The following is a 23,318-nucleotide window of genomic DNA, read 5'->3' as shown; positions in this document are numbered from 1 at the left end:
CGAGCCTGCTCGCGAATGCAGTGTATCAGACGAGAATTTTCTCGACTGTACTGCCGCTATCGCGAGCAAGCTCGCTACCACAGTGGGGTTTGCGATTTAGATGGTTTTCTCGTCGATCCCAGCCTGTAACGTTTGGCTGTCGTAATGACCACCAAGGGTGACAGGACCGAGCTTGACGCTGTGCTCACCCGGAGTTGAAACAACCGGTTTACCGGCTTCACCTTCTGCCTTTTCAGGCAAATCCAGACCGGCATTGAACCCGTAATCACGGTTGCTCACAGTCGCGGTGCTGACCTCGGAACCACCCAGGTCAACACGGCCTTCAGTGGCCGCAATGCGCGCACCGGTCAGTTGCGTTGCACCGCCTATCTTCAGGTTCACGCCTTGGGTGCCGCTGATACCGGAAGCCTGGCCGACGCTGTTTTTGTGCGCGTAACCGCCCTCCAGTTTCAGTGTCGGCTTGTAGTCAGTCCCGCCCAGCTTGGTGTTCTCGGCCACTTTATCCTTGTCCGCCGGCACAGCCTTCTTGCCCGTCAGGCCGAGGTCAACATCAACCTTGAAACGGGTCTGGCTGTCCTGGCGACTTTCCACGTTCAGGTCCCCGTCGACCTTGCCGCTGACGGTCGTCGCCTCAATCCGTGCCCCCGTCAGATGGGCATCCCCCGCGCTGCTCAACACCACGCCGTCTGCCTTGATCTGGCTGTTCTGCTGGGTCGTGCCTTGCCGGTAATCCACGCCGACCTTGGCCCCGGCATTGAAGCCGTGATCACTCGTGGCGACGTTCTTTTCATCCGCGACGACCGGTGTGCTATTGCTCAGGTTACCGCCAGCATTCAGTGCCACGTTCCAGTTAGTGCGGTTTTGTGTGGACTCGGCCGACTCCTGGAGGATGCCGCCGCGCTGCGCATCGAGGCTGACGTTCGGGGCGTTGACCTGGGTGCCTTGCAGGTGGATCGCGTCACCGCCGAGGGCGATGTTGTCCTGGCTGTTGAGTGTGCCACCGGTCAAGGTCCGGGTCGTTTCATTGACCCGACCGATATTGAAATTGCCGCTCACGTTGCCGCCCTGATCAGCACTTTTTTCCGTGCTGGTTTTGCTGCCGCCCACCTTGAGGCCGCCGCCGAGGTTGCTGCCGGTCGCGGTGTGGGTATCGGTTGCCGCTTGCAGATCGAGTCTGCCGCCAGCCTTCAGGTCAATGCCGCCCAGCGTGTCGACCTTGGTCCCTTGCAGGATCTGATCGCCGCCGCTGCTCAGCAGCACTGGACCTTTGCCCTGAATGCTCGCCACTTGGGCCTGACTGTCCTGAGTCTGTTTGTCGGCGTGATCAAGCTGGAAACCAGCGCCAAGATCGACATTGGTGCCGTTGGTGCCCGGCGCAGTGCCGACGCTCAACGAGCCGTTGCCGCGCAGGCTGGAGGTGTCGCTGCTCTGGCGATCAGTGGCCTGATTCAGCGCCAGTTCACCGCCGGTCTTGATCGAAACACCGCCCTGCCCGCCATCGAAATGGCTGCCTTCGAACTGTCCATCGCGACGCAGGTTGATGGTCACCCCTTCGCTGCCGGCATAGTTGCCGACTACCGCGGTGGACGTGTCCTTGCGCGTCTGGCTGCTGCCGCCCGCACCACTGCCAGCGACGTTCACGTCCTCACCGGTCTTGGTGTAGACCCGCACGTCAGCCTTGGCGTCCAGCGCCTGATCGGCGCTGTTGTGGGTGTTACTCGCGGCGGTTGCCACCAAGGTATCGGCGTTGATGTTTACCTTGCCCGCGCTCGCCTGGTACTGAGTGCCTTGGTCCAGCAGCGTCCCGGCCACGTTCACGTCCACGGTGCCGCCCTTGAACTGGCTGACCACGGCGGTGCTGTTTTGCTCGGTGTGGCTGGCGTTCTGATGACCGATTGCAACGTCGATGCCCACGTTGGGCTGACCGAGATTGGCCAGCGCATCCTTGTCCGGCACCTTGCCGGCCAGCACGTCCTTGACCGCACCGGCAATCGGCCGGGCAATGTCCTTGTACTCGACGTTGGCGCCGATGTCCGCCGACCAGTTGCTGTCTTTATGGGTGCTGCTGTCGGTGTTGTTCGCAGCGCGATTGTCGACCTCAGCGGCAGCGACATTCAGGCCTTTGCCGGCATCCAGACGCGCGCCTTCGGTGGTGAGTGTGCCGGCGTTGATGTTCAGGTTCCCGCTGCTCTGCACACCCGTGGTTTGCGCGGTGGTTTTGCCGGTGGTGTCTTGCGAGGTGGTGTGCGCGAAATCAATGCCACTGCCAGCGCGGTCGAGGCCGCCGGTGTAGTAGAAGCCGCCGCTGGTGCCGGTTTTATCGGTCGAGGTGCTGTGGCTGTCCTGCTCGGCCAGCAGCGAGACGTTCTTGCCGGTTAGCGTTGCGTCGCCGTGGGTGGCGTTGACCTCGGCGCCTTTGAGCGTCAGGTCGCCGCCCGCCGCCAGTTGCACAGTGCCGCCGCTGAGGCTTGAGCCCTGCTGCTTGATGTCGTTGCCGGTCACGGTTTGCTGCTTGTCTTCGTAATGCACACCGGCACGATACTGGCCGGCGTCGGGGCCGTTTTCCCTGGCGTAGGCATCGAAACCGCGCGTCTCGGTGGTCGTGCTGCTGTCGCGAGTGTCTTGTGCGGAATGCACCTTCACATCCCCCGCCGCGTCAGCACTCAGGGTGCCGCCCGCCTTGACCGTGGAACCGGCCACCTCAATGTCCTTGGCGCTCTTGAGCGTAAGGTTGCTGTCCGACGTCAGCTCGCTGCGCACCGTGCTGCTGTCCTTGGCGCTCTGCCGGGCTTCGTCCTTGGTAATGCCGAAGAACTTGCTGTCCTTGTCGTGGCTGTTGGTGTGAGAGGTGTTTTGCACGCCATCGATTACCAGCGAACCCTTGTCGCTGATGACGCTGGATTCGGTGCCGCCGCGCACCTGGCTGCCGCTGATGCGCACGTCGTCCGCCTTGACGATCAGCTTGCCGGCCGCGTTGATTTTACTGCCCTGGTGCTGAGTCTTGCCCTGATCGGCGTCTCCGGTTTTGCCGAAGAAACCGCCGCCCACCAGATCGCCCGAATAACGGTTGTCGCTGCTGCGCTGAGTGCGACTGCCGCTGGTGATTTCCACCTGTTTGCCCGCGAGGTGGATGTCACCGGCGCTGTTCAACTCAGCCCCTTCGGAGCGCAACAACGCGGCGGTCTGCAGGGCGATGTTGCCGCCCTTCAGTTGGCTGGTGATGCTGCGCTGTTCTTCGCTGCTCGTGTCCCAATTGGCTTTCCACAGGTGTTTACGGTGATTGCCCTGATCGGTCTGGGTGTGGCTTTCGGTGGCGGCGCTCAGGCGTAAATCGCCGCTGCTTTGCACGCTCAGATTTTTCGCTGCTTCGACCTTGGCCGCTTTCAGCTCGGTGTCACCGGCGGACGACAATTGCGCGTCTCGGCTGGCGAGAATCTGGCTGCCGTGCTGGCGTGAATCGCTGTCGGTCTGCGTGCGGTCGTAGGTTTCCCAGGTGATGCCGATGGTGCTGTTGTTCCAGTTTTCGCGTTTTTCCTGGAGACGGCGGCTTTCGACGGTGGTCAGGGTCAGGTTGCGTCCGGCGTCGAGTTTGACGTCGCGACCACTGACGTCGGCGGCCGCCAGGGTCAGGTCCTTGCCGCTGTGCAAGTCGACGTCGCCCTGGCTGCTGTGTACACCTGCCCGGACCACCTCGATGCTGTCGGAAACGGCTTGGCCACTGATGCTCAAATCGCCTGCCGAGCGAATCTGCACGCCCTCGCGGCCCGCGACCTGCACCGGCCCGACCCGCACACCCGCGCCTTCGGCGGTGCTGACGATGTTGATGCGTCCAGCCTGCATGGCGCCAAACAGGCTGGCGTCGATGCGTTGATCGGTGGTGTTGCCGGCCGGGTCCACGGTTTTCACCTGGCCCGAGGCGTAATCCACCTGATTGCGGCCGACGGTGAGGTTCAGTTGATCCCGGGCGTTGAGGCTGCCCTGACTGTCGATGCGCGGGGCGATCAGATTGATCGAGCCCTCACGGTTTTGCAGGCCCGCGCCCTGAATCTGCAACGTCCCGGTGGCATCACGGGTACTCAGGGCTTGCAGCTTGCCGTCGTTCAATTCGGGACGCCCGACTACCAGATTGGCGTTCGGTGTGTTGATGAAACTGCCGCCGTTCACCGAAATGCCGTTGGGGTTGGCCAACACATAATCGGCGGCGCGACCGAAGATTTCCTGGGCACCGTTGATAGCCGACGCGTTGCGGCTGACCACTTCGTTGAGGATCACGCTCGCAGCCTGGCCCTGGAGCTGCGGGTTGGCGGCCAGTTGCCCGGCGAGCTGGGATTGCCCGGCCTGCAAGGCGTTGTTCAACACCAGGCCCTGGCGATCGACGTTGTAGTCGAGGAACTGGTTATGCGACAGGCCCGAGCCATTGGGCGCAACGATATTGACGATCGGCACGCCGCCCTGGGTTTGCAGTTGCGCGGTGCCGCCGGGGCCCGGCGCGACCACCACGCCACCCGCGAGGGCGTTGGGCAGATGGGCAATCAGGAACAGGCTGGCAATCGCCCAGCGCAGTTTTCCCCGAGGGGAAAGATGGAACGCAAATGTTTGTTCAGGCATAGGAACCTCTCAATAAAAGTGCGGCATCACGTTGCGCGTTGGGATGAATGCCGAGGCTGTCGCGCACAGGTCCGACGGCTGAATGTGTGTCGGGGAAGTCGGTGGTCATATCTGCAACCCCACGCGCATCAGCCAGGTCTCTGGCTCGTGCCTTAAACCGCTGGGGGTGTTGAGGCTGCGTTGGTAATCGACGTCCACTTGCAGGTTTTTCCAGCTCAGGTTGACCCCGGCGCTGGCCCCGCTCAGGCGTTGCCCCTGGGCGCCGTGGTCGGCCTTGATCCAGCCGTTGTCCAGCCCCAGGCGCGGGGTGACCCGCACCGGCCAATCGCTGCGCAACGGCAGGCGCAAGGTGTTGCGCCAGATCGCGCCGCTGGCACCGGACGCACTGTTGACCCGGTAACCGCGTACGGCGGAATCGTCGGTGCCGAGCAGTTGTTCGATGGCCGGCAGCGGATCGGGGCTGTACTGCACGTTCAACTGGCTTTGCCATTGCCATGTCTGCTGACCGAACCGACCGTTGCGCCACTGGCTGAGACCGGCGCGGTACTTGCGAAACTGCGCCTTGGGCAAGTTGTTGACCTGGCGCTGTGCATCGTCATCGGCACCAAGCCAGCGCAGGCCCTGGGCGTAATTGACGTCCAGGTTCCACACGGCGCTGTTGAGCCAGAACAGGTTCAAACCGGCTTCGGCCACGGTCAGGGTCGGGCTCTGGATACCGAGGCGAATGTTCTCCAGATAACTGTCGACGTCTTTGTGGGCCAGTTGCAGGTTGGCGCTGAGCTGACGGCTTTGATCGCGCCACAACACCCGGTCCGCACGCACGCTGAGCTGGTCGGTGATGCCGCTGCTGTGGAATTTCAGGGTGCTGAGTTTGAACGGCGCGCGGTATTCGGCATGGCTGGCGAATACGCTGTAGGTCCAGTAACCGTAGGGAATGGCGTAATAAACGCTGGCGTTGCGGCTGTAGCGATCGCCGCGATTGAGGGTGTCGCTGACGCTCACGTTGAGGGCGTCATTGAGCTCCAGCGGACTGTCGAGGCTCAGGCTCAAGGTGTCGCGATCACGCCCGGTGCTGGCGCTGCCGAGGTTGTCGACGCCCAGGCCCAACGCCCAGCGAGACTGACCGCTGGTGCGCGAGCGCAGGATGATCCGCGAGGCGCCGGGTTGCGTGCCGGGGGCGATGTCAGCCGTCAGGTCAAGCGAACGCAAGCGGTTCAGCTGATCCAGACCTTGCTCAAGATCGCGCAGGTACAGCGGCTTGCCGAGCATTCCGGGGAAGGCCCCGCCGAGGGACACCGGCAGGCTCTGGTCGGCCAGTTCGATGGACTCGACGTAACCTTCATCGACCACGATATCCAGCGATTGCCCGGCGGCCGGAGCGCTGCGCAGGTAGGGCCGACTGGCGATGTACCCCGCGTCCACATACAGGCCGGTGATGGTCGCCAGCAGATGGTTGATCTGGCCGACGCCCATGCACGACGACAGTTGCGGCTTGATCCGCTCGTTGAGTGTCTGGCTGCTAATCAGGGAAACGCCACCGACGCGCGTGCCACTTAGGGGCCAGCAGCGTTCATCGGCGGGCACACTGGCGGGGACGGCTGGCACGACCGGCGCAGGACCAAAACTTCCGCGTTCCAGTTGCCGACGGCGCTGGTCCAGTTGCAGTTGTTGCAGGTCGCGCTGTTGCTGTTGTTGCTGGCGCAGCACTTCCTGGCCTGGTGCGGAAGGCTCTGCCGCCTGGAGTGCAGAAGCACTCAGGCTCAACAACGAAGCCAACAACAGCGTGCAAGCCGAGGAACTTCGACGAGGCACAACGCGAAACGAATACGGCACTCAACATCCTTGTCATTATCAAATGGCTTAATGCCATCCCATCAATGCGAGTGATAGTCAGATCGTTCCTACGCAAATGCAAGACGCGTCCTACAACGCTTACATTTCTTAAACAATTGGTTTCCTTGCTGACAACGCCAACAACAAGGCGAACGCGCCGCACAGCCACAAGGTCTCGCCCAACGCCTGGCCCCAGGCGGCGAGCATCAACCCACCGCCGATCAACAGGTAATAGAGCAAACCGAACAGCGCACCGGCCGTGCCCAGTCGATCGCCGTAGTGGGCCAACGCAGAGCCGAGGATGTTCGGGATCGCCAGGCCGAACGCCAGCACCACCAGCAGCATCGGCAGTACAAACAGCGCGCTTTCTTCCAGCAGCCATACGCCACTGGCACCTATCCACATCAGCGCACCCGCCAACTGGATCAGCTGCGGACCACTCGCGCCTCGACGCAGCAATCGTTTGTTGAGCCACGCGCCGAGGCCCGAACCCAGGGCCAGGATCACCCCGCTGTAACCAAACCATTGCGCACTCAAACCCAGCCGCTGAAACATGAACGGGCCGAGGCTGTAGTAGCTGAACAAGGCAATGTTGAACAGCGCCACCAACAGCGTCGCGCGCCAGATATCGCGGTCTTGCAGCATTCTCCACAGCGTCTCGAGCAGCGCGGGTGTCGTGACATTTTGCGGGCGGGTTTCCGGCAAGGTCCGCAGGCACCACAGCCATAACGCCGAGGACAACAGCAACAGGCTTACCAGCACGCCTCGATAGCCGAACGCTTGCACAAGACTCGCCCCGGTGAACAGGCCTATTGCAGGGCTGGCCGCCAGCGCGATGCCCATCACCGAAAACACCTGCGCCAGTTCTGCCCCCTTGAAGCGGTCACGCAACAGGGTTTGCGTGACGACCGAGCCTACCGCGGCACCGAACGCGGCCAGCGCCTGGGCCATCAGCAACGCATCGAATGTGCGGGCGTTCAGCGCCAGCACCGAGGCACCGGCATACAACGCCAGCCCGGCCAGCATTGAGGGGCGAAGGCCGATGCGGTCGCACATCCGCCCCCACACCACTACCCCGAAGGCGAATGCCAGAAAATACACCGACAGGGTTTGCGCCGCTTGTTGCGGGGCGACGGCAAAGGTTTGGCCGATATCCGCCAGTGCCGGGCTGTAAAGGGTTTGGGCGATCTGCGGAAACATCAGCAACGCAATCGCCAGAATCAACAGGCTTTTGGATTTCATAACGACTTCACTATTCAAGAAAAACTGGCGAGCAGCTTAAAGAGCGGTGACTGACGTATTATCCGAACCCTGACATTTAATCGTTGAAATCGGACAATCATGGCCTGGCTAGATGCACACACACGATTCAATCCCGACCGTTACTCGGCGTCGGTGGTCGGCATCGCCGCGACTTTGGGCGACCATGATTCCGGACTGCATCGACATGAGCGCGGCCAGTTGCTGTTCACCCGCCAAGGCTGCACGCGCATCACCCTCGCGCAGCAGTTGTGCCTGTTGCCGCCCTCCCGTGCGGCGTGGATTCCACCGGGGGTTGAACACCGCGCCGTGATGCAGCAAAGCGTCGACTACCGCTCCATTTATCTCACCGCGGATGTGTGCGCCGAGCTGCCGCAGCAGGTCTGCGTGATTGAAGTCAGCCCGTTGTTGCGAGCGGTGCTGGAACCGATCGCGCTCGCCGACTTCGACACCGATTGGCTGCAGGGCAAATTCGTTCACTTGCTGGGTCTTTGCCTGAGCGAAATTCGCGATGCGAAGCAGCAATCGATGCTGTTGCCTCTGCCGACGGACAAACGCCTGGCGCCGCTCCTGGCAACGCCCGAGCACCTGCCGCCGGAACTTCAGGTGCTGGAAAAACAGATCGGCGCCAGCGGCCGCACCATCGGGCGAATCTTCCAGCGCGAAACCGGCATGAGTTATCAGCAATGGCGCCAACAGTGGCGGCTGATGCGCGCCATGGAGCTGCTCGCCACCGGACGCAGCATCAGCTACAGCGCGTTCGAAACCGGCTTTGTCAGTGACAGCGCGTTTATCGCGTTTTTCAAGGACATGACCGGCATTACCCCCGGTAACTGGCTCAAGTAAGTACCTGAAGACCGGCAGCAGAAATCATTTGCCACAAAATATTACCTGCGTCATATTACATGCGTAATAAAGACCCGTTTCCCATAGGTATTCACTCAATGACCAGCATGCCCAGCCTCGAACCAGACGTTGCTGTCCCGGTGAGCACACCCAAGCCTCCCCTGCTCAAACGGTTGATCCTGCTGACGGCGGCCATCGCGGCCCTGGTGTTTGCCGGGCTGTACGCGACGCACTGGTGGACCGCCGGGCGTTTCATTGAAGAAACCGACGATGCCTATATCGGTGGTGATGTGACGGTAATCGGCCCGAAAGTCGCGGGGTACATCGAAGAAGTACTGGTCACCGACAATCAGAAGGTCAAGGCCGGCGACGTGCTCATCCGCCTCGACTCCCGTGACTACCGCGCCAACCTGGCCAAGGCCGAAGGCGCGGTGGCTGCCGAAGAAGCGTTGCTGGCCAACCTCGACGCCACCGAACAATTGCAACACGCGGTGATCGGCCAGGCCCGCGCCGGCATCGATGCCGCCGGCGCCGAAACCGCTCGCTCTCGGGACGACAATGCGCGCTACAAAAAACTGGTCGGCAGCAATGCGGTCTCGGTGGAAAGCGCCCAACGCGCCGACGCCACTTTCAAAACGGCTCAGGCCCTCAGTTCACGGGCCCAGGCCGAGCTACTGGCGGCGCAACGGCAGCTGAACGTGATCGCAACGCAAAAACAGCAAGCCCGCGCCGCGCTGATGCAGGCCCACGCCGAACGTGATCTGGCGCAATTGAACGTCAGTTACACCGAACTGAAGGCCCCGGTGGACGGCGTGATCGGCAATCGCCGGGCGCGAACCGGTGCCTACGCCCAGGCCGGTTCGCAACTGCTGTCGGTAGTGCCGTCCAGCGGTCTGTGGGTCGATGCCAACTTCAAGGAAGATCAACTGGCGCGCATGATTCCGGGGCAGCGGGTGGTCATTCATGCCGACGTGCTTTCCGGGCAGGAATTTCACGGTCATCTGGGCAGCCTCGCGCCGGCCAGTGGCTCACAGTTCAGTGTGCTGCCACCGGAAAACGCCACCGGCAACTTCACCAAAATCGTTCAGCGCGTGCCGGTAAGAATCATCCTTGATCCGGCCGATGGCGTGCTCGGCCATCTGCGTCCGGGCCTGTCGGTGACCGCCGAAGTGGACACCCGCAAAGAACCCGAATCCCCGGCCGTGGCCAGCGCGCCATGAGCCGCGCCCTCGCCGCCCCAGCGCAACCGTTCAATGCTGCCAGTATGGCGACGGCGACCAAGGTCTTCGCCTTCGCCACCATGTGCATCGGCATGTTCATTGCGCTGCTGGATATCCAGATCGTCTCCGCCTCGTTGCGTGACATCGGCGGCGGGCTCTCGGCCGGCACCGATGAAACGGCGTGGGTGCAAACCAGTTATCTGATCGCCGAGATCATCGTGATCCCGTTGTCGGGCTGGTTGTCGCGGGTGTTCTCGACGCGTTGGCTGTTTTGCGCTTCAGCGGTGGGTTTCACCTTGGCCAGCCTGCTCTGCGGCGCGGCCTGGAACATCCAGAGCATGATCGCCTTCCGTGCCCTGCAAGGCTTTCTCGGTGGTTCGATGATCCCGCTGGTGTTCACCACTGCATTCTTTTTCTTCACCGGCAAACAACGGGTGATCGCGGCCGCGACCATCGGCGCAGTGGCTTCGCTGGCCCCGACGCTCGGACCGGTGATTGGTGGCTGGATCACCGACATTTCGTCCTGGCACTGGCTGTTCTACATCAACCTGGTACCGGGGATTTTCGTCGCAGTGGCGGTGCCGATGCTGGTGAAAATCGACCAGCCGGAATTGTCGCTGCTCAAAGGCGCCGACTACTTGAGCATGGTGTTCATGGCGCTGTTTCTCGGTTGCCTGGAATACACCCTCGAAGAAGGCCCACGCTGGAACTGGTTCAGCGATAGCACCATTCTGACCACGGCATGGATCAGCGGACTGGCCGGCCTGGCGTTCATCGGTAGAACCCTGCACGTCGCCAACCCGATCGTCGATTTGCGCGCCTTGAAAGACCGTAACTTCGCCCTTGGCTGCTTCTTTTCGTTCGTCACCGGCATCGGCCTGTTCGCCACCATTTACCTGACGCCGCTGTTTCTCGGCCGGGTGCGTGGCTATGGCGCACTGGACATTGGTCTGGCGGTTTTCTCCACCGGGGTGTTCCAGATCATGGCGATTCCGCTGTACGCCTTTCTGGCCAACCGCATCGATCTGCGCTGGATCATGATGATCGGCCTTGGGTTGTTCGCGTTGTCGATGTGGGATTTCAGCCCGATCACCCATGACTGGGGGGCTAAGGAGTTGATGTTGCCGCAAGCACTGCGCGGGATTGCCCAGCAACTGGCGGTGCCGCCAGCGGTGACGTTGACCTTGGGTGGTCTGGCACCGGCGCGGCTCAAACATGCTTCGGGGTTATTCAACCTGATGCGAAACCTGGGTGGCGCCATCGGCATTGCCGCGTGCGCGACCATTCTGAATGACCGCACCAACCTGCACTTCACCCGGTTGGCAGAAAACCTCAACAGCACCAATGAAGCACTGAATCAGTGGCTGTCCCAGGTCGGCAACAACTTCGCCGCCCTCGGCCAAAGCGGTGACGTGGGCGTCACCGCCAGCCTGCATCAGCTGTGGCTGCTGACCTACCGCGAAGCGCAGACGCAAACCTACGGTGACGCGTTTTTGATGATTATGGTCTGCTTCATCATCGCCACGGCGATGGTGCCCTTGATGCGCAAGGTGCAACCACCGGCCGCGCCGTCAGCAGACGCTCACTGATCAGGCTTGAGGCATTTTGCGCAAACCTACCGCCAGACGGTTCCAGGCGTTGATCGTGGTAATGGCCACGGTCAAGTCGACCAGTTCCTTCGGGCTGAACTCGGACGCCGCCAGTTCGTAGTCCTCATCAGGCGCGTGAGTCTGGCTCAGCAGGGTCAAGGATTCAGTCCACGTCAGCGCCGCACGTTCACGTGGGGTGAAGAACGGCGTTTCACGCCAGGCCGACAATGTGTACAGACGGCGTTCGTCTTCACCGCCCTTGCGGGCATCGGCGCTGTGCATATCCAGGCAAAAGGCGCAGCCGTTGATTTGCGAAGTGCGCAGCTTGACCAGTTCGATCAGGGTCTTTTCCAGCGGCAGCTTCGAAACAGCGCCTTCCAGCGCGATCATGGCTTTGAGTGCATCTGGAGAGGCGGTGTAGAAATCGATGCGAGGTTTCACGGTGGACTCCAGTAGCAAGTGGGGGTGGAGCTAAGTTAGTCCCCCCCACGCCTCTCACAAATAGCCAACATCGCAGAAATCGAGGAGGCCATTGGATGTGCCGAGGATGGATTGGCGATCTGTGGTGAGCCTCTCACCAAAAATCCCTACGCCCGATTCCGCAACCACCGTAAAAACCCTTTCTTCTCCACCACCTTCGGCACTTCCTGGGTCAGGGTCTGCGCCTTGTGCAAGCGGAAATCCAGCAACGCCTTCATCGCTTCGCTGATGTCATGGCGCGCATCCAGGCACGGTTTGAGGTAGTCCTTCTCGATGCGATACAAGCTGCAGGCCGTCTTGGCGCTGAACGCCGCCGGCAACGCGGTATCGGACAAAATCCCGCCCTCGCCGATCACCTCGCCCGGCCCCATGCGCCCGGATTCGAACTTGACCCCGCCCCGGCTCAACTGCACCGATACCACACCCGATTCGATGATGAACAGGTGATCGCTGACCTCCCCCGCCGGCAGGATCATGTCACCGGCGCGGAAGGTTTGCAGGGTCATGTTCTGGCTGAAGGTTTCTTTCTCTTCCTGACGCAGGGTCGAGAAAATATTCGAGCTGTCCAGCAACGCCCGGGGCCGTGACAGGCCGGCCGGCGCGTTGGATTCGACGTTCGACAACAGACTGACACCGGACGCCTGTAAGTGCCGGTATGCCAGGTCGAACAGCAGATTGCGCACTATGCGCTTCTGATCCATGGAGACCACGAAGCCGCTGATTTCGTACTCTACACCACTGGCGCTGGAGCCTTTCAACGCGACACATGGCGCCGGTTTGCTCAGCAGATAACGGCAACCCTGCATCGCCCGCTCCAGCGCGTCGAGCACCGTTTGCGGGCGCGCGTGCGGGCTCAGTTGCAGGCTGATCGAGACGCCAAACATATCGCTCGGCCGGCTGAAATTGATGATCTTGGCCTTGGCCGCCAGCGAGTTGGGAATCACCGCCATGCTGCCCTGGGACGTTTGCAGGCGAGTGGCGCGCCAGTCGATGTCGGTGACCCGGCCTTCGGTGCCGTCGATGGAGATCCAGTCATCCAGTTGATAGGGTTTGGTGGTGTTGAGGACGATCCCGGAGAACACATCGCTGAGGGTGCTTTGCAAAGCCAGGCCGACGATGATCGCCAACGCACCGGAGGTGGCGAGCACGCCTTTGACCGGCAGTTCGAGCACATAGGCCAGGGCGGCGATGACGGCGATCAGAAAGATCACCGCACCGAGCAGATCCTGCAGCAACCGCCCGGTGTGCCCGACCCGTTGCATCATCAGCGCACCGATCAGCACCGTCAACGTGCGCGCGGCGAACAGCCACCAGCCTATCTGCAACCCCGTGGCCGCAAGGTGCAGTGGTACGTTGTCGGCCCAGGGTGCCGGCTCCAGCGGGTTCATGCCTTCGTTGAACAACAGGACGCTGAACAACGCAAAAATCACCAGCCGCACGACCAGTTTCCAGTTGCTGCCGTGGGCACTGATCAAGCGCCACAAGCCGAGATCGATCAGGATCAGGACCATTGCGCTGATCAATGGGTGATGGGTAAGCAGTGACAGCATCAAACAACTCCAGCGAGGGCCAATGGCGCGAAGATCTCACAGATTGGGCACAGTGTAGGAGTGTTTGATGCCGGGTTCTGGCAGCACAACAATAAGTTCAATCGCTCATCTGGCCGAAACGGCCGGACTGGAAGTCGGCAAAGGCCTGATGAATCTCTTGCTCGCTGTTCATCACGAACGGGCCGTGGCCAACAATCGGTTCGTCGATCGGCTCGCCGCTGAGCAGCAACACCACGGCGTCGTCATTGGCTTCCAGGCTGAGCTGGTGCCCATCGCGTTCGAACAACGCCAACTGCCCTTCACGCATAAGTTCCTGGCCGTTGACCTCAACCGTGCCGCGCAGCACCACCAGCGCGGTATTGCGACCTTCGTGCAGGTCGAGGCTCAACAACTTGCCGCCATTGAGGCGCAGATCCCAGACGTCGATCGGCGTGAACGTGCGCGCCGGACCGGTGTGTCCCTCAAACTCGCCCGCGATCAAGCGCAGGCTGCCGGCCCCATCCTTGAGCGGGAGGCTCGGGATGTCGCCATCGAGAATCGTCTGGTAACCGGCATCGGCCATTTTGTCCCTGGCCGGCAGGTTGACCCACAGCTGCACCATTTCCAGGGTGCCGCCGGTCTTGGCGAACCCTTCGGAGTGGAACTCCTCGTGGAGAATCCCCGACGCTGCGGTCATCCATTGCACATCGCCAGGGCCAATCTTGCCGCCGCTGCCGGTGGAGTCGCGGTGCTCCAGTTCGCCCTTGTAAACGATCGTCACGGTTTCAAAACCGCGATGCGGATGCTGACCCACGCCACGACGTTCGGTGGTCGGGGTGAATTGCGCAGGGCCAGCATGATCGAGCAGCAAAAACGGGCTGATGTGTTGGCCCAGGTTGTCGTAGGAAAACAGCGTGCGAACCGGGAAACCGTCGCCGACCCAGTGGGTCCGCGGGCTGGTGTAAATACCGATGATGTTTTTCATCCTGCCTCCAAATTCGTTGTGTGACGCAATGGACCCAGCTTAAGACCGAACCCTTTGATCCACTAGACTGCGAAAATCAGCCTGAGCGTTCTATCTGGAGAACGATGGTTAAGCTTTCGTCATTGCTTGAGGACTCGACACACGGAGCTGGCGGAGTTTTTATTTCGGACATAATATCGATCCGGATTACAACCATAATATCCGCTCCCGCCTGAGGACCTCATCATGCAAAGCCCCAACCGCGACGCCACCCTCGCCCAATGGATCGCCCAGGAACAGGCCATGCGCTCGCGCCTGGCCAAGCCGGGCAGCCTGTCCATGGCCGAGGTCAGCGCGCTGTCGCCCGCCGAGTTTTTCGAGGGCATCGGCGACGGAGCACTGCCTTCACCGCCCATCGGCGCCTTGATGGATTTCATCCCCATCAAATGGTCGGCCGGGCTGTTCATTTTCCAGGGCACACCGGATTCGCGGCACTACAACCCGCTGGGCAGCGTGCATGGCGGCTATGCGGCGACCTTGCTGGATTCGTGCATGGGCTGTGCGATTCATACGCAGCTGAAGAAGGGCCAGGGGTATACGACGCTGGATTTGCGCATCAGCTATGTCCGCGCGTTGACCGGTGCCAGCGGACCGGTTCGGGCCGAAGGGAAAATTGTGCATCTGGGCCGTTCCACCGCACTGGCCGAGGGGCGAATTTATGATGTGGATGGGCGGTTGTATGCGACGGGGTCGACGACTTGCATGATTCTTGAGGCTCGGGGATAAGTTCCGAGACCGAGTCGCGGCCTTCGCGGGCAAGCCTCGCTCCTACAAACGCAACGCCGCCCCCTGTAGGAGCGAGGCTTGCCCGCGAAGACGGCAGACCCGACACCCTCAATTCTCCAGGCGCCCCCCCGATTCATGACTTGCGGTAAACATTGCTTTGCCCATCCAGCGGTTTTTCCCAGGAAGGCAGCCGGGGATACTCCTGTCCATTCCCACTGCAACCCCTGGAGTCATTGATGTCTATTCCCGCATTCGGTCTCGGTACCTTTCGCTTGCAAGGCCAGGTGGTCATCCATTCGGTGAGCACCGGCCTCGCGCTGGGCTACCGGGTGATCGACACCGCGCAAATCTACGAAAACGAAGCCGAGGTCGGCGAGGCCATTGCCGCCAGCGGTATCGCCCGTGAAGAATTGTTCATCACCAGCAAAATCTGGGTCGCCAACTTCGCCAAAGACCGGTTGATCGACAGCCTCAAAGAGAGCCTGCGCAAACTGCAAACCGACTACCTGGACCTGACGCTGATCCACTGGCCGTCCCCGGAAGATCAAGTGCCGGTCGAGGAGTTCATGGGCGCCTTGCTCGAAGCCAAGCGACTGGGCCTGACCCGGCAGATCGGTGTCTCCAACTTCACCGTCGAGCTGATGCAACAGGCGATTGCAGCGGTCGGTGCCGAGAACATTGCCACCAATCAGATCGAGTTGCACCCGTACCTGCAAAACCGCAAGGTGGTTGAGTTTGCTCAGCGTCAGGGCATCCAGATCACGTCCTACATGACCCTGGCCTACGGCGAAGTATTGAAAGACCCGGTGATTCAGCAAATCGCCGAGCGCTTGCAGGCCACCCCGGCGCAAATCACGCTGGCCTGGGCCATGCAACTGGGTTACGCGGTCATCCCCTCTTCCACCAAACGCGCCAACCTGCAAAGCAATCTGCAAGCCTGTGCCCTGCAATTGAGCGAAGCCGACATGGTGTTGATCGCAGGCCTGGATCGCGGCCATCGATTGACCAGCCCCAAAGGCATCGCGCCGCACTGGGATTAAGCGTCAGCCCGACTCAAGGCTCTTATCGAGACTTAGCATGGCGTGCTGCAATCGATCGACGGCCTCGTCGATCAATGTCGCGCGCCCTTCGCCGCACGCGCGCTCCAGCGCCTCGCAACACTCGATCAGCCGTTGGGCCCGGACCATGCGCGCACCGCCCTTGATGCGGTGCGCCAGGTTTCGCAGATCAGGGAGATTGTTGCCGGCATGTGCTTCAAGCAGATGTTCACGGTCATCCCGATTGGTCACGGCCAGTTCACGCAGCAATTGATTGATCAACGTCCGGTCTTCACCGACGTATTGCTCCAGCTCGCTCAAGTCGATCGGCGACGACGAAGGTTGTTCGCGCGTCGTCTCTACAAACCTGTCGGCCAACCACCCACTCAGATCCGCCAGCCGAATGGGTTTGAACAGGCAGTCATCCATGCCCGCTTCAAGGCACCGGACCTTTTCCTCGCGCTGCGCATTGGCGGTAAAACCCAGGATCAGCGTCGGCGGCAGGCCTTGCGTGCGCTCTTCATCGCGTATCGCACCGGTCAATTCATAACCGCTGCGGTTCGGCATGTTGCAGTCAGTGATGACCACATCGAACTCGTGGCCACGCCACAGCTCCAGCCCTTGCTCGCCATCCTCGGCCTCCATCACGCGATGCCCCAGATAGCTCAATTGACTCGAGAGCAACAGGCGATTGGGCGGGTAATCGTCAACCACCAGAATAGTCAGTGGCCGGGTGGGTAACGGCGATCCTCCGTCCACTGATTCACAAGGTGGCAACGCTTCCAACACCATCAGCGAAAGACTGATGTCGACTTGCGAGCCCTGGCCGAGGACGCTGTGCAGCACCAGCCGTCCGCCCATCATTTCGCACAACGTGCGACTGATCACCAACCCCAGCCCGGACCCCTTGCGGGCGGATTGCTGGCTGTTGCCGCCCTGAACGAACGGACTGAACAACCGCTTCTGGTCAGCTGCGCTGATGCCAATGCCGGTGTCTTCAATGCGCACATTGACCGCCAGATGCCCCGACAATCCGGGCACCACACTCAACGTCAAACTCACCTCGCCTTCACGGGTGAATTTGATCGCATTGCTCAACAGGTTGGACAGCACCTGCTTGAAGCGCGTGGGGTCGATCAGCACGTCACGATCGCTGCGCGGGTCCAGCTCGACACGCCATCCCAGGTTTTTCTGCCGTGCCAACCCTTCGAAAACCCGGCAGACCGACTCCACCAGTGCCCGCAGATTCGCGCGTTCAGGCGTCAGGGATAAATGCCCGGACTCGATGCGGGCGATGTCGAGGATATCGCCGATCAACGCCAGTAACTGTTGCGCGGCCGCTGACGCGACTTCAAGGGCCGTACGGTCTGCCACGCCCTCTTCTGCCCGCTTCCAGGCCATTTCCAGAAACCCGATCAGGGCATTCATTGGTGTGCGGATTTCATGGCTCATGGTCGCCAGAAACGTGGTCTTGGCACGGTTGGCATCGTCCGCCGCGTCCTTGGCCTCCTGCAATTGCTGCACCCACTGCTGGCGCTGGCGAATCTGCCGACGCTGCCAGGCAATCCAGCCCAGCGCCAGCAACAACAACGCCCCGGCCGCGGCAAATGCCTGCAAAATACCTTGGCGATGACGCAGCCAATAACTGTCCTCGACCACCGCATCATTGCTCCAGCGGGCGACCAACGCATCCATCTCTTCGGGCGAAATACTCAGCAACGCCTTGTTCAAAATCGAGTGCAACTCCGGTTCATCGCGGGTGGTTGCCATGGTGATGCGCGCCGGTTCATCGCCCACGGTGCTGCTGATCCGTAAACGGCCCTGGTAATACCGGGCTATCAGGTAACGGGTGATGAACAATGAGCTGAGCGCGGCATCGGCCTGTCCCTTCGCCACCAATTCCAGTCCTTGAGACGGGTTTTGTACGTCCACCATCTGCACATCGGGTGCCTGTTCCTGAATAAACGCGCGCATCGGGTGACGGGGATAAATCGCCAGTCGTTTGCCAGCCAGATCGTCCAGCGTCTCCGGGCTACCGGAAGTTGTATTACGGACTAGCATGTACGGATTGGTCACATAGGACCGGGTAAAGTGCAGCTCACCGACGCCTTCGGTCGTGGGGATGATGGCGGGCAAGATGTCGATCTCGCCGGCCTTGAGTCGCTCGATCAGCTGATCCAGGGTCTGCCCTCGCACCACGTTGAAGTTCAAACCGCTGCGCTGACTGATCAGCTTCAGCAATTGCGCCGTCAACCCACTGAATCGCCCCCCGTGATCGTAGAACGTCAAGGGCGCAAAACCCTCCACAGCCCCCACATTGACGGTCGGATGCTGATCCAACCAGCGCTGTTCACTCTCACTCAGACTCACGCGCTGCTGTCCCGCCACCTTGGCCCTGCCGGCGCTCCAGCGCTGCTCGATGACCGAGCGCTGATCCATGGGGATCGCCGCCACCGCCTTGTCGATGAGGTCCTTCAGCGCCAGGTTGTCCCGAGCCAGCGCGAAGCCGAACGGGTTAGCGTCGAGGCCCGACGGCCCCATCAGTTGAACGTCATTGAGGTAGTTATTGTTGATCAGGTAATTGGCACTGAAGATGTCTACGAGGGATACGTCAACCTGCCCATACGCCACCGCCCCGAGCGCATCGAGCGTCGAGGGATAACGCTGCAGGCTGGCCTCGGGATAGAACGATTCAACGGTCTGCGCCGGCAGGTAATCATCGGCCATGGCGATGCGCTTACCCGCCAGATCCACGGGCATGTGTTCGTCCAGTCGGGTAACCAGCATCGGCTGATCTTCAGCATAAGCACTGGACAGGATCAGCTCGGGGTCGGCCAGTTCGAAGTTGTTTGAAGTCCCGAGCAGGTCCAGCTCGCCGTATTTAAGGGCTTCCATGGCCGCTTCACGCGTGACGTACCGCAACACCTCGATCTGCACGTCCAGCAGTTGCGCAACGAGCATGGCGTAATCGGCGGTGATGCCTTCCAGCTCGTCGTGATTGCGCGTCACCTCGAACGGCGGGTAATCCGGCCCGCTTACGCCGAGGCGCAAGACGCGCTTTTTGCTCAGCCATTGGCGATCCTGTTCATCCAGAAGGACCTCGTAGCCCTCCACCGTGGAACGCCCCAGCAGCTGCAAGCGCTCAGGCTCGCCGGCGATCCTGGCCGAGGCTGGCAGCACCAGGCACATCATCAGGATCAGCAGAATGCACCGCACGCTCTGGCGCACTCAGATCAGGTGATTGCGTATGGCGAAGTCCCGCAGATGCACCGCCGCCACAACCCCCAGTTTTATGATCAAGCGCGTCTTGTAGGTGCTGACGGTTTTGTGGCTCAGGTTCATGGCATCGGCGATCGCTTTGTTGGGGAAGCCTCGGGCAAGGTATTGCAAGATGGTCAACTCGCGGTTGGACAGTGTATCGATCAACTTTTTTTCGCTGTGTTGCAGCGGGTTCATCGGCCTGGAAAGCAACTGCGAGAAATAGGTGTAGCCCGCCATCAACGCGTGCACAGCCTTGTGTAATTGATCCAGGCTGTTGGTTTTTGAGACATACGCCAACGCGCCGCCGCGCATGCAACGCTCTTGGAAAAACAGCGGATCGAGCGAGGTGAAAACCAGCACCACGCATTTCCAGTCGCAGGACTTGATTCGCTCCAGCAGGTCCAGCCCGTTGCCTTTGGGCATCACCAGATCCAGGATCAGCAGATCGACCCGATGCTCACGGAGTATCGCCAACGCTTCACCCACGCTGGCCGCCTCATAAATCTGCTTGAAACCATCCCGCTCAAGTACAAGCTTGACTGCGGCACGAACCACCGGATGATCATCCACAATCATCGCTGACTTCATGGCAACTCCCTGTGCAAAGACTCGACGAATGCCCGTCGGATAACGCCGGGGCAGACGCAACGGCTGCGCCAAGACTCTTGCATGGGAGCAAGGCAGAATCTACCTGTCAGAAATGACAGTCCCGACGAACGGTAAGCCACAATCACCCGGCGTACCGCTGATAACGCTCCTGCGACGATGGATCAATGATCGTCATCAACATCTGGATACACTCCAGATCAGGCAGCGCCGCATGGCTCACCTCAATCCTCTGTTGTCCGCTGCCCGGGATCAGCGGCAACTGCGCCCGTTGGCCGTCGAAAATCAGTGCGTGGCGAACCTGCCGGTTATTGAGGAAGTAGCCGAGTAAATCCAGCTTGCCTGCCGCCAGCGCGGCATTGACGACCACCAGGTCGAACGGCTCGCAACCGTACTCGACAAGAGTCAGCATTGAAGCAAGGTCCTGCACCGGCGCCACGCGGTAATAATCGAGCTGATTGAACAACCGCTCGATCAGCATCCGGTGAAAGTGTTGCTCGTCGGCGATCAGGATGCGCAAGGCTTTGTTCGGCATCGGAGCCTCTCTGGAAATGGCAGATTCTGGGATGCGCGGAGGCTACGGGAGACGCGCAAGGGTTTCTGTAGGACTTTTCCTAAAAAACCGCATCTTCCGGCCATTACTGCCAACCGAACCGCCGAATGTAGAAACCCTTTACCGCCTGCGTCAGCCCCATGTACGCCCGCAGAATCACCGGCCAGGGTCGAGGTGATGAGCATCGGATGTTGTCGAGGTCCAGCGGATTGCCGGTGCCGCTGTCCTGCTGGTGCGGGAATTTTTCCACCGGCATCGATTCGCCCGTGATCGCCGCATGGCTGACGAAGAGGTCCTTGGCGCTGAGCACCCGGCAATCAGCAGGGATCATGTTACCGGCCGAGAGCACGATCAGATCGCACCTCCCCACTGAGGCTCTCCGCTATTGATGAAAACGCGCGAGGCTTACGCCCCGATTTCTGGAGAGTAAACGAAGGAACGGTGGGTGGCGGGGGAATTGCGGGGTTCTTCAGGAAGGGTTCAGCTTTCAACATTTTTGGTGTCTTTTAGGACCCCATCGCGGGCAAGCCCGCTCCCACAGGGATCTCACTGAACACAGACTTTGTGTACAACAGAGATTAACTGTGGAAGCGGGCTTGCCCGCGATGACGGCCTCACAGCCGCCACACATTTCAGCTGGCAGTGGCCAACAACAAATCCACCACCGAATGGCTATGCCCACGGTGCTTGCCATGGTCATACAAGGAACCTGCAATCTCATCCGCGCGAATTGGCAGGATCGACAACAGCGTGTCGCTCAAACCGTGGCTCGCCTGGCAGAAGCCCTGCATATAGATGCCGGCCTTGCAGCGCTCGTCGGTGATCAGCTTGTAGTTGCGATCCACCTCGAAATCACCCAGGTATTGCTCCAGCGGGGCCAGCAGTTTGCGGTGCATCTGGCGCTCGTAGCCGGTGGCCAATACCACGGCGTCGTACAGACGAACCGTGACTTCACCGGTGGCGTTGTTGCGCACCGCAAGTTCGATGCCGCGTTCGGTGGCGGTGGCTTTTTCGATGGTGGTCAGGGTACGGAAGGTGTGACGCGCGATACCCGAGACCTTCTGGCGATAGAAGGTGCCGTAGATGCGTTCGATCAGGTCGATGTCCACCACCGAATAGTTGGTGTTGTGGTACTCGTTGACCAGGCGCTCACGCTCGCTGCTCGCCTGCTGGAACACCAGGTCGGTGAACTCCGGCGAGAACACTTCGTTGACGAACGGGCTGTCATCCGCCGGCTTCAGCGCCGAGCCACGCAGGATCATGTCGACCTGCACCGATGGGAAGCTGTCGTTCAAATCGATGAAGGCTTCCGCCGCGCTTTGCCCGCCGCCGATGATCGCGATGCTCATCGGTTGATTGTTCACGCACGGCTGCTTGGCCATCTGCGCCAGGTACTGCGAGTGGTGGAACACGCGACCGTCATCCTTCAGCGCCTTGAACGCTTCGGGAATGCGCGGCGTACCGCCGGTACTGACCACCACCGAACGGGTGGTGCGTACCTGTTGATGACCCGTGGCGTCGCGAGAGATCACCCGCAGCGCTTCGACCTGCTGGTTGTGCAGCACCGGCTCGATGGTCAGCACTTCTTCGCCGTAACGGCTCTGGGCTTCAAACTGGCCGGCGACCCAGCGCAGGTAGTCGTTGTACTCCATGCGGCACGGGTAGAAGGTGCCGAGGTTGATGAAGTCCACCAGACGGCCGTGATGCTTGAGGTAGTTGACGAACGAATACGGGCTGGTCGGGTTGCGCAGGGTCACCAGATCCTTGAGGAAGGAAATCTGCAGCTCGCTCTGGGTCGACAGGGTATTGCCGTGCCAGCTGTAGTTGGGCTGCTTGTCGAGAAACAGAACATCCAGCTCGCCCTGGCTCGGCCCGCGCTCTTGCAGAGCGATGGCCAGCGCCAGGTTCGAAGGGCCGAAACCGACGCCGATCAGGTCGTGAACGATGGGCGATGCAATTGCCTGTGTCATTTCCAGTGTCCTCTGGATGAACCCCTCAACAAGGGGAATAAGCCTAAGTGACCTGATGCAGGACAGCAGGTCGTCTGTTGAGTAGGAACGAGGACAATGAAAAAAAATTTAGAGAGAAGGGATCAATGGGCGTCCCACTGGCGCATCCGCACGCGGCAATGCTTCATGGCATTGACGATGTGCTTCTCCACCAGCGCGCGCGAGATGCCCAGGTGCTCGGCAATTTCCGGGTGCGACAGGCCATCGATCTTGCGCAGCAGAAAACTTTCGCGACACAGCCGCGGCAACTCCGCCAGGGCACGCTGGAGCATCTCCAGGCGCTGGCCATGATCGAGGCAGTTGTGCGGGGATGGCGTGAAGTAACGCTCTTCGTTGTCGAGCACGTCCAGCGATTCGACCTGGCGCAAGGCGTTGCGGCGATGATCGTCGATCACCAGGTTCAGCGCGGTGCGATAAAGGAAGGCCCGGGGCTGCTCGATCGGCGTGTCACTGGAGCGCTCCAGCACCCGCAGATAAGCGTCATGCACCACATCTTCGGCCACCTGACGGTTGCCTAGCTTGGCGTTCAGGAAACACACCAGCTCGCGATAGTAGTTTTCCAACATGACTCCCGGCCGCACAGGGTGCGGTTTCTGTCCTTGAGCCACTTCGGCGACTGCCAAAAATGGGCAGTGGCAAGATGGTGGCAGTTCAAGGCGCGTAATTTATAGTAATTCTCATATAGATTTAAAGTGTTGCTTTGACTTACTCGAGAAATAGTCATGTGCTACACCTGT

16 protein-coding genes and 1 pseudogene are annotated in these 23,318 nt (G+C 60.7%); 5 read left to right on the top strand and 12 right to left on the bottom strand.

Going from position 1 to position 23,318, the window contains the following annotated elements; translation table 11 throughout:
• Nucleotides 1–96: 96 nt before the first annotated feature.
• From ACIQV9_RS21375 to ACIQV9_RS21365, 3 genes are all read right to left on the bottom strand, one after another.
• Nucleotides 97–4,608: a hemagglutinin repeat-containing protein gene (locus tag ACIQV9_RS21375; protein ID WP_403105530.1), complete on the bottom strand. Its 4,512-nt coding sequence runs from the start codon at nt 4,606–4,608 to the stop codon at nt 97–99.
• A gap of 105 nt (nt 4,609–4,713) precedes the next feature.
• Nucleotides 4,714–6,441 (bottom strand): ShlB/FhaC/HecB family hemolysin secretion/activation protein, encoded by a 1,728-nt coding sequence (locus tag ACIQV9_RS21370; RefSeq protein WP_403105527.1) that lies wholly within the window; start codon nt 6,439–6,441, stop codon nt 4,714–4,716.
• A 108-nt stretch (nt 6,442–6,549) separates the two neighbouring features.
• Nucleotides 6,550–7,683, bottom strand: coding sequence for an MFS transporter (locus ACIQV9_RS21365; protein ID WP_403105524.1), 1,134 nt, complete (start codon nt 7,681–7,683; stop codon nt 6,550–6,552).
• 99 nt (nt 7,684–7,782) lie between these two features.
• On the opposite strand from ACIQV9_RS21365, the gene ACIQV9_RS21360 reads away from it, so the two are divergent.
• The 3 genes from ACIQV9_RS21360 (at nt 7,783) to ACIQV9_RS21350 (ending at nt 11,356) form a co-directional block, all read left to right on the top strand.
• Complete coding sequence (locus ACIQV9_RS21360) at nt 7,783–8,547, top strand: AraC family transcriptional regulator (protein WP_403105521.1); 765 nt, start codon at nt 7,783–7,785, stop codon at nt 8,545–8,547.
• Between the two features lie 98 nt (nt 8,548–8,645).
• Nucleotides 8,646–9,767, top strand: a complete 1,122-nt coding sequence (locus ACIQV9_RS21355) for an HlyD family secretion protein (RefSeq protein ID WP_403105518.1) — start codon at nt 8,646–8,648, stop codon at nt 9,765–9,767.
• The gene (locus ACIQV9_RS21350) at nt 9,764–11,356 is read left to right on the top strand and encodes a DHA2 family efflux MFS transporter permease subunit (RefSeq protein ID WP_403105515.1); all 1,593 of its coding nucleotides are present in this window, start codon (nt 9,764–9,766) and stop codon (nt 11,354–11,356) included. The genes ACIQV9_RS21355 and ACIQV9_RS21350 overlap by 4 nt, the downstream gene beginning before the upstream one ends.
• On the opposite strand, the gene ACIQV9_RS21345 is transcribed toward ACIQV9_RS21350, so the two are convergent.
• The 3 genes from ACIQV9_RS21345 to ACIQV9_RS21335 form a co-directional block, all read right to left on the bottom strand.
• Nucleotides 11,357–11,797 (bottom strand): carboxymuconolactone decarboxylase family protein, encoded by a 441-nt coding sequence (locus ACIQV9_RS21345; RefSeq protein WP_403105512.1) that lies wholly within the window; start codon nt 11,795–11,797, stop codon nt 11,357–11,359.
• 146 nt (nt 11,798–11,943) lie between these two features.
• Complete coding sequence (locus ACIQV9_RS21340) at nt 11,944–13,386, bottom strand: mechanosensitive ion channel domain-containing protein (RefSeq protein ID WP_403105510.1); 1,443 nt, start codon at nt 13,384–13,386, stop codon at nt 11,944–11,946.
• A gap of 97 nt (nt 13,387–13,483) precedes the next feature.
• Nucleotides 13,484–14,350 carry a pirin family protein gene (locus ACIQV9_RS21335; RefSeq protein WP_403105507.1) on the bottom strand — a complete coding sequence of 289 codons (867 nt, stop codon included), beginning with the start codon at nt 14,348–14,350 and terminating at the stop codon, nt 13,484–13,486.
• Nucleotides 14,351–14,575: 225 nt separating this feature from the next.
• Between ACIQV9_RS21335 and ACIQV9_RS21330 the strand changes: the two genes are divergently transcribed.
• A complete protein-coding gene (locus ACIQV9_RS21330; RefSeq protein WP_403105504.1) occupies nt 14,576–15,115 on the top strand; it encodes a PaaI family thioesterase in 540 nt (179 codons plus the stop codon).
• A gap of 236 nt (nt 15,116–15,351) precedes the next feature.
• Entirely contained in the window at nt 15,352–16,155 is an 804-nt protein-coding gene (gene dkgB, locus ACIQV9_RS21325; RefSeq protein WP_403105501.1) for a 2,5-didehydrogluconate reductase DkgB, read from the top strand.
• A 3-nt stretch (nt 16,156–16,158) separates the two neighbouring features.
• Here dkgB and ACIQV9_RS21320 read toward each other — a convergent pair whose 3' ends face one another.
• The 6 genes and pseudogenes from ACIQV9_RS21320 to ACIQV9_RS21295 form a co-directional block, all read right to left on the bottom strand.
• On the bottom strand, nt 16,159–19,344 hold the full coding sequence (locus ACIQV9_RS21320; protein WP_403105677.1) for a transporter substrate-binding domain-containing protein: 3,186 nt from the start codon (nt 19,342–19,344) through the stop codon (nt 16,159–16,161).
• A 36-nt stretch (nt 19,345–19,380) separates the two neighbouring features.
• Nucleotides 19,381–20,001 (bottom strand): response regulator, encoded by a 621-nt coding sequence (locus ACIQV9_RS21315; RefSeq protein WP_403105463.1) that lies wholly within the window; start codon nt 19,999–20,001, stop codon nt 19,381–19,383.
• Between the two features lie 142 nt (nt 20,002–20,143).
• Nucleotides 20,144–20,554 (bottom strand): response regulator, encoded by a 411-nt coding sequence (locus ACIQV9_RS21310; RefSeq protein ID WP_403105460.1) that lies wholly within the window; start codon nt 20,552–20,554, stop codon nt 20,144–20,146.
• Between the two features lie 205 nt (nt 20,555–20,759).
• Nucleotides 20,760–20,930 (bottom strand): annotated as a pseudogene (locus ACIQV9_RS21305) (hypothetical protein); the annotation flags it as partial.
• Nucleotides 20,931–21,204: 274 nt separating this feature from the next.
• Nucleotides 21,205–22,542 carry a lysine N(6)-hydroxylase/L-ornithine N(5)-oxygenase family protein gene (locus ACIQV9_RS21300; RefSeq protein WP_403105457.1) on the bottom strand — a complete coding sequence of 446 codons (1,338 nt, stop codon included), beginning with the start codon at nt 22,540–22,542 and terminating at the stop codon, nt 21,205–21,207.
• A 122-nt stretch (nt 22,543–22,664) separates the two neighbouring features.
• Nucleotides 22,665–23,147 carry a sigma-70 family RNA polymerase sigma factor gene (locus tag ACIQV9_RS21295; protein WP_403105454.1) on the bottom strand — a complete coding sequence of 161 codons (483 nt, stop codon included), beginning with the start codon at nt 23,145–23,147 and terminating at the stop codon, nt 22,665–22,667.
• Nucleotides 23,148–23,318: the final 171 nt, after the last annotated feature.

Source organism: Pseudomonas sp. NPDC099000 (assembly GCF_044759925.1).
Taxonomy (GTDB): domain Bacteria; phylum Pseudomonadota; class Gammaproteobacteria; order Pseudomonadales; family Pseudomonadaceae; genus Aquipseudomonas.
This window is presented reverse-complemented; position numbering and strand designations above follow the sequence as displayed.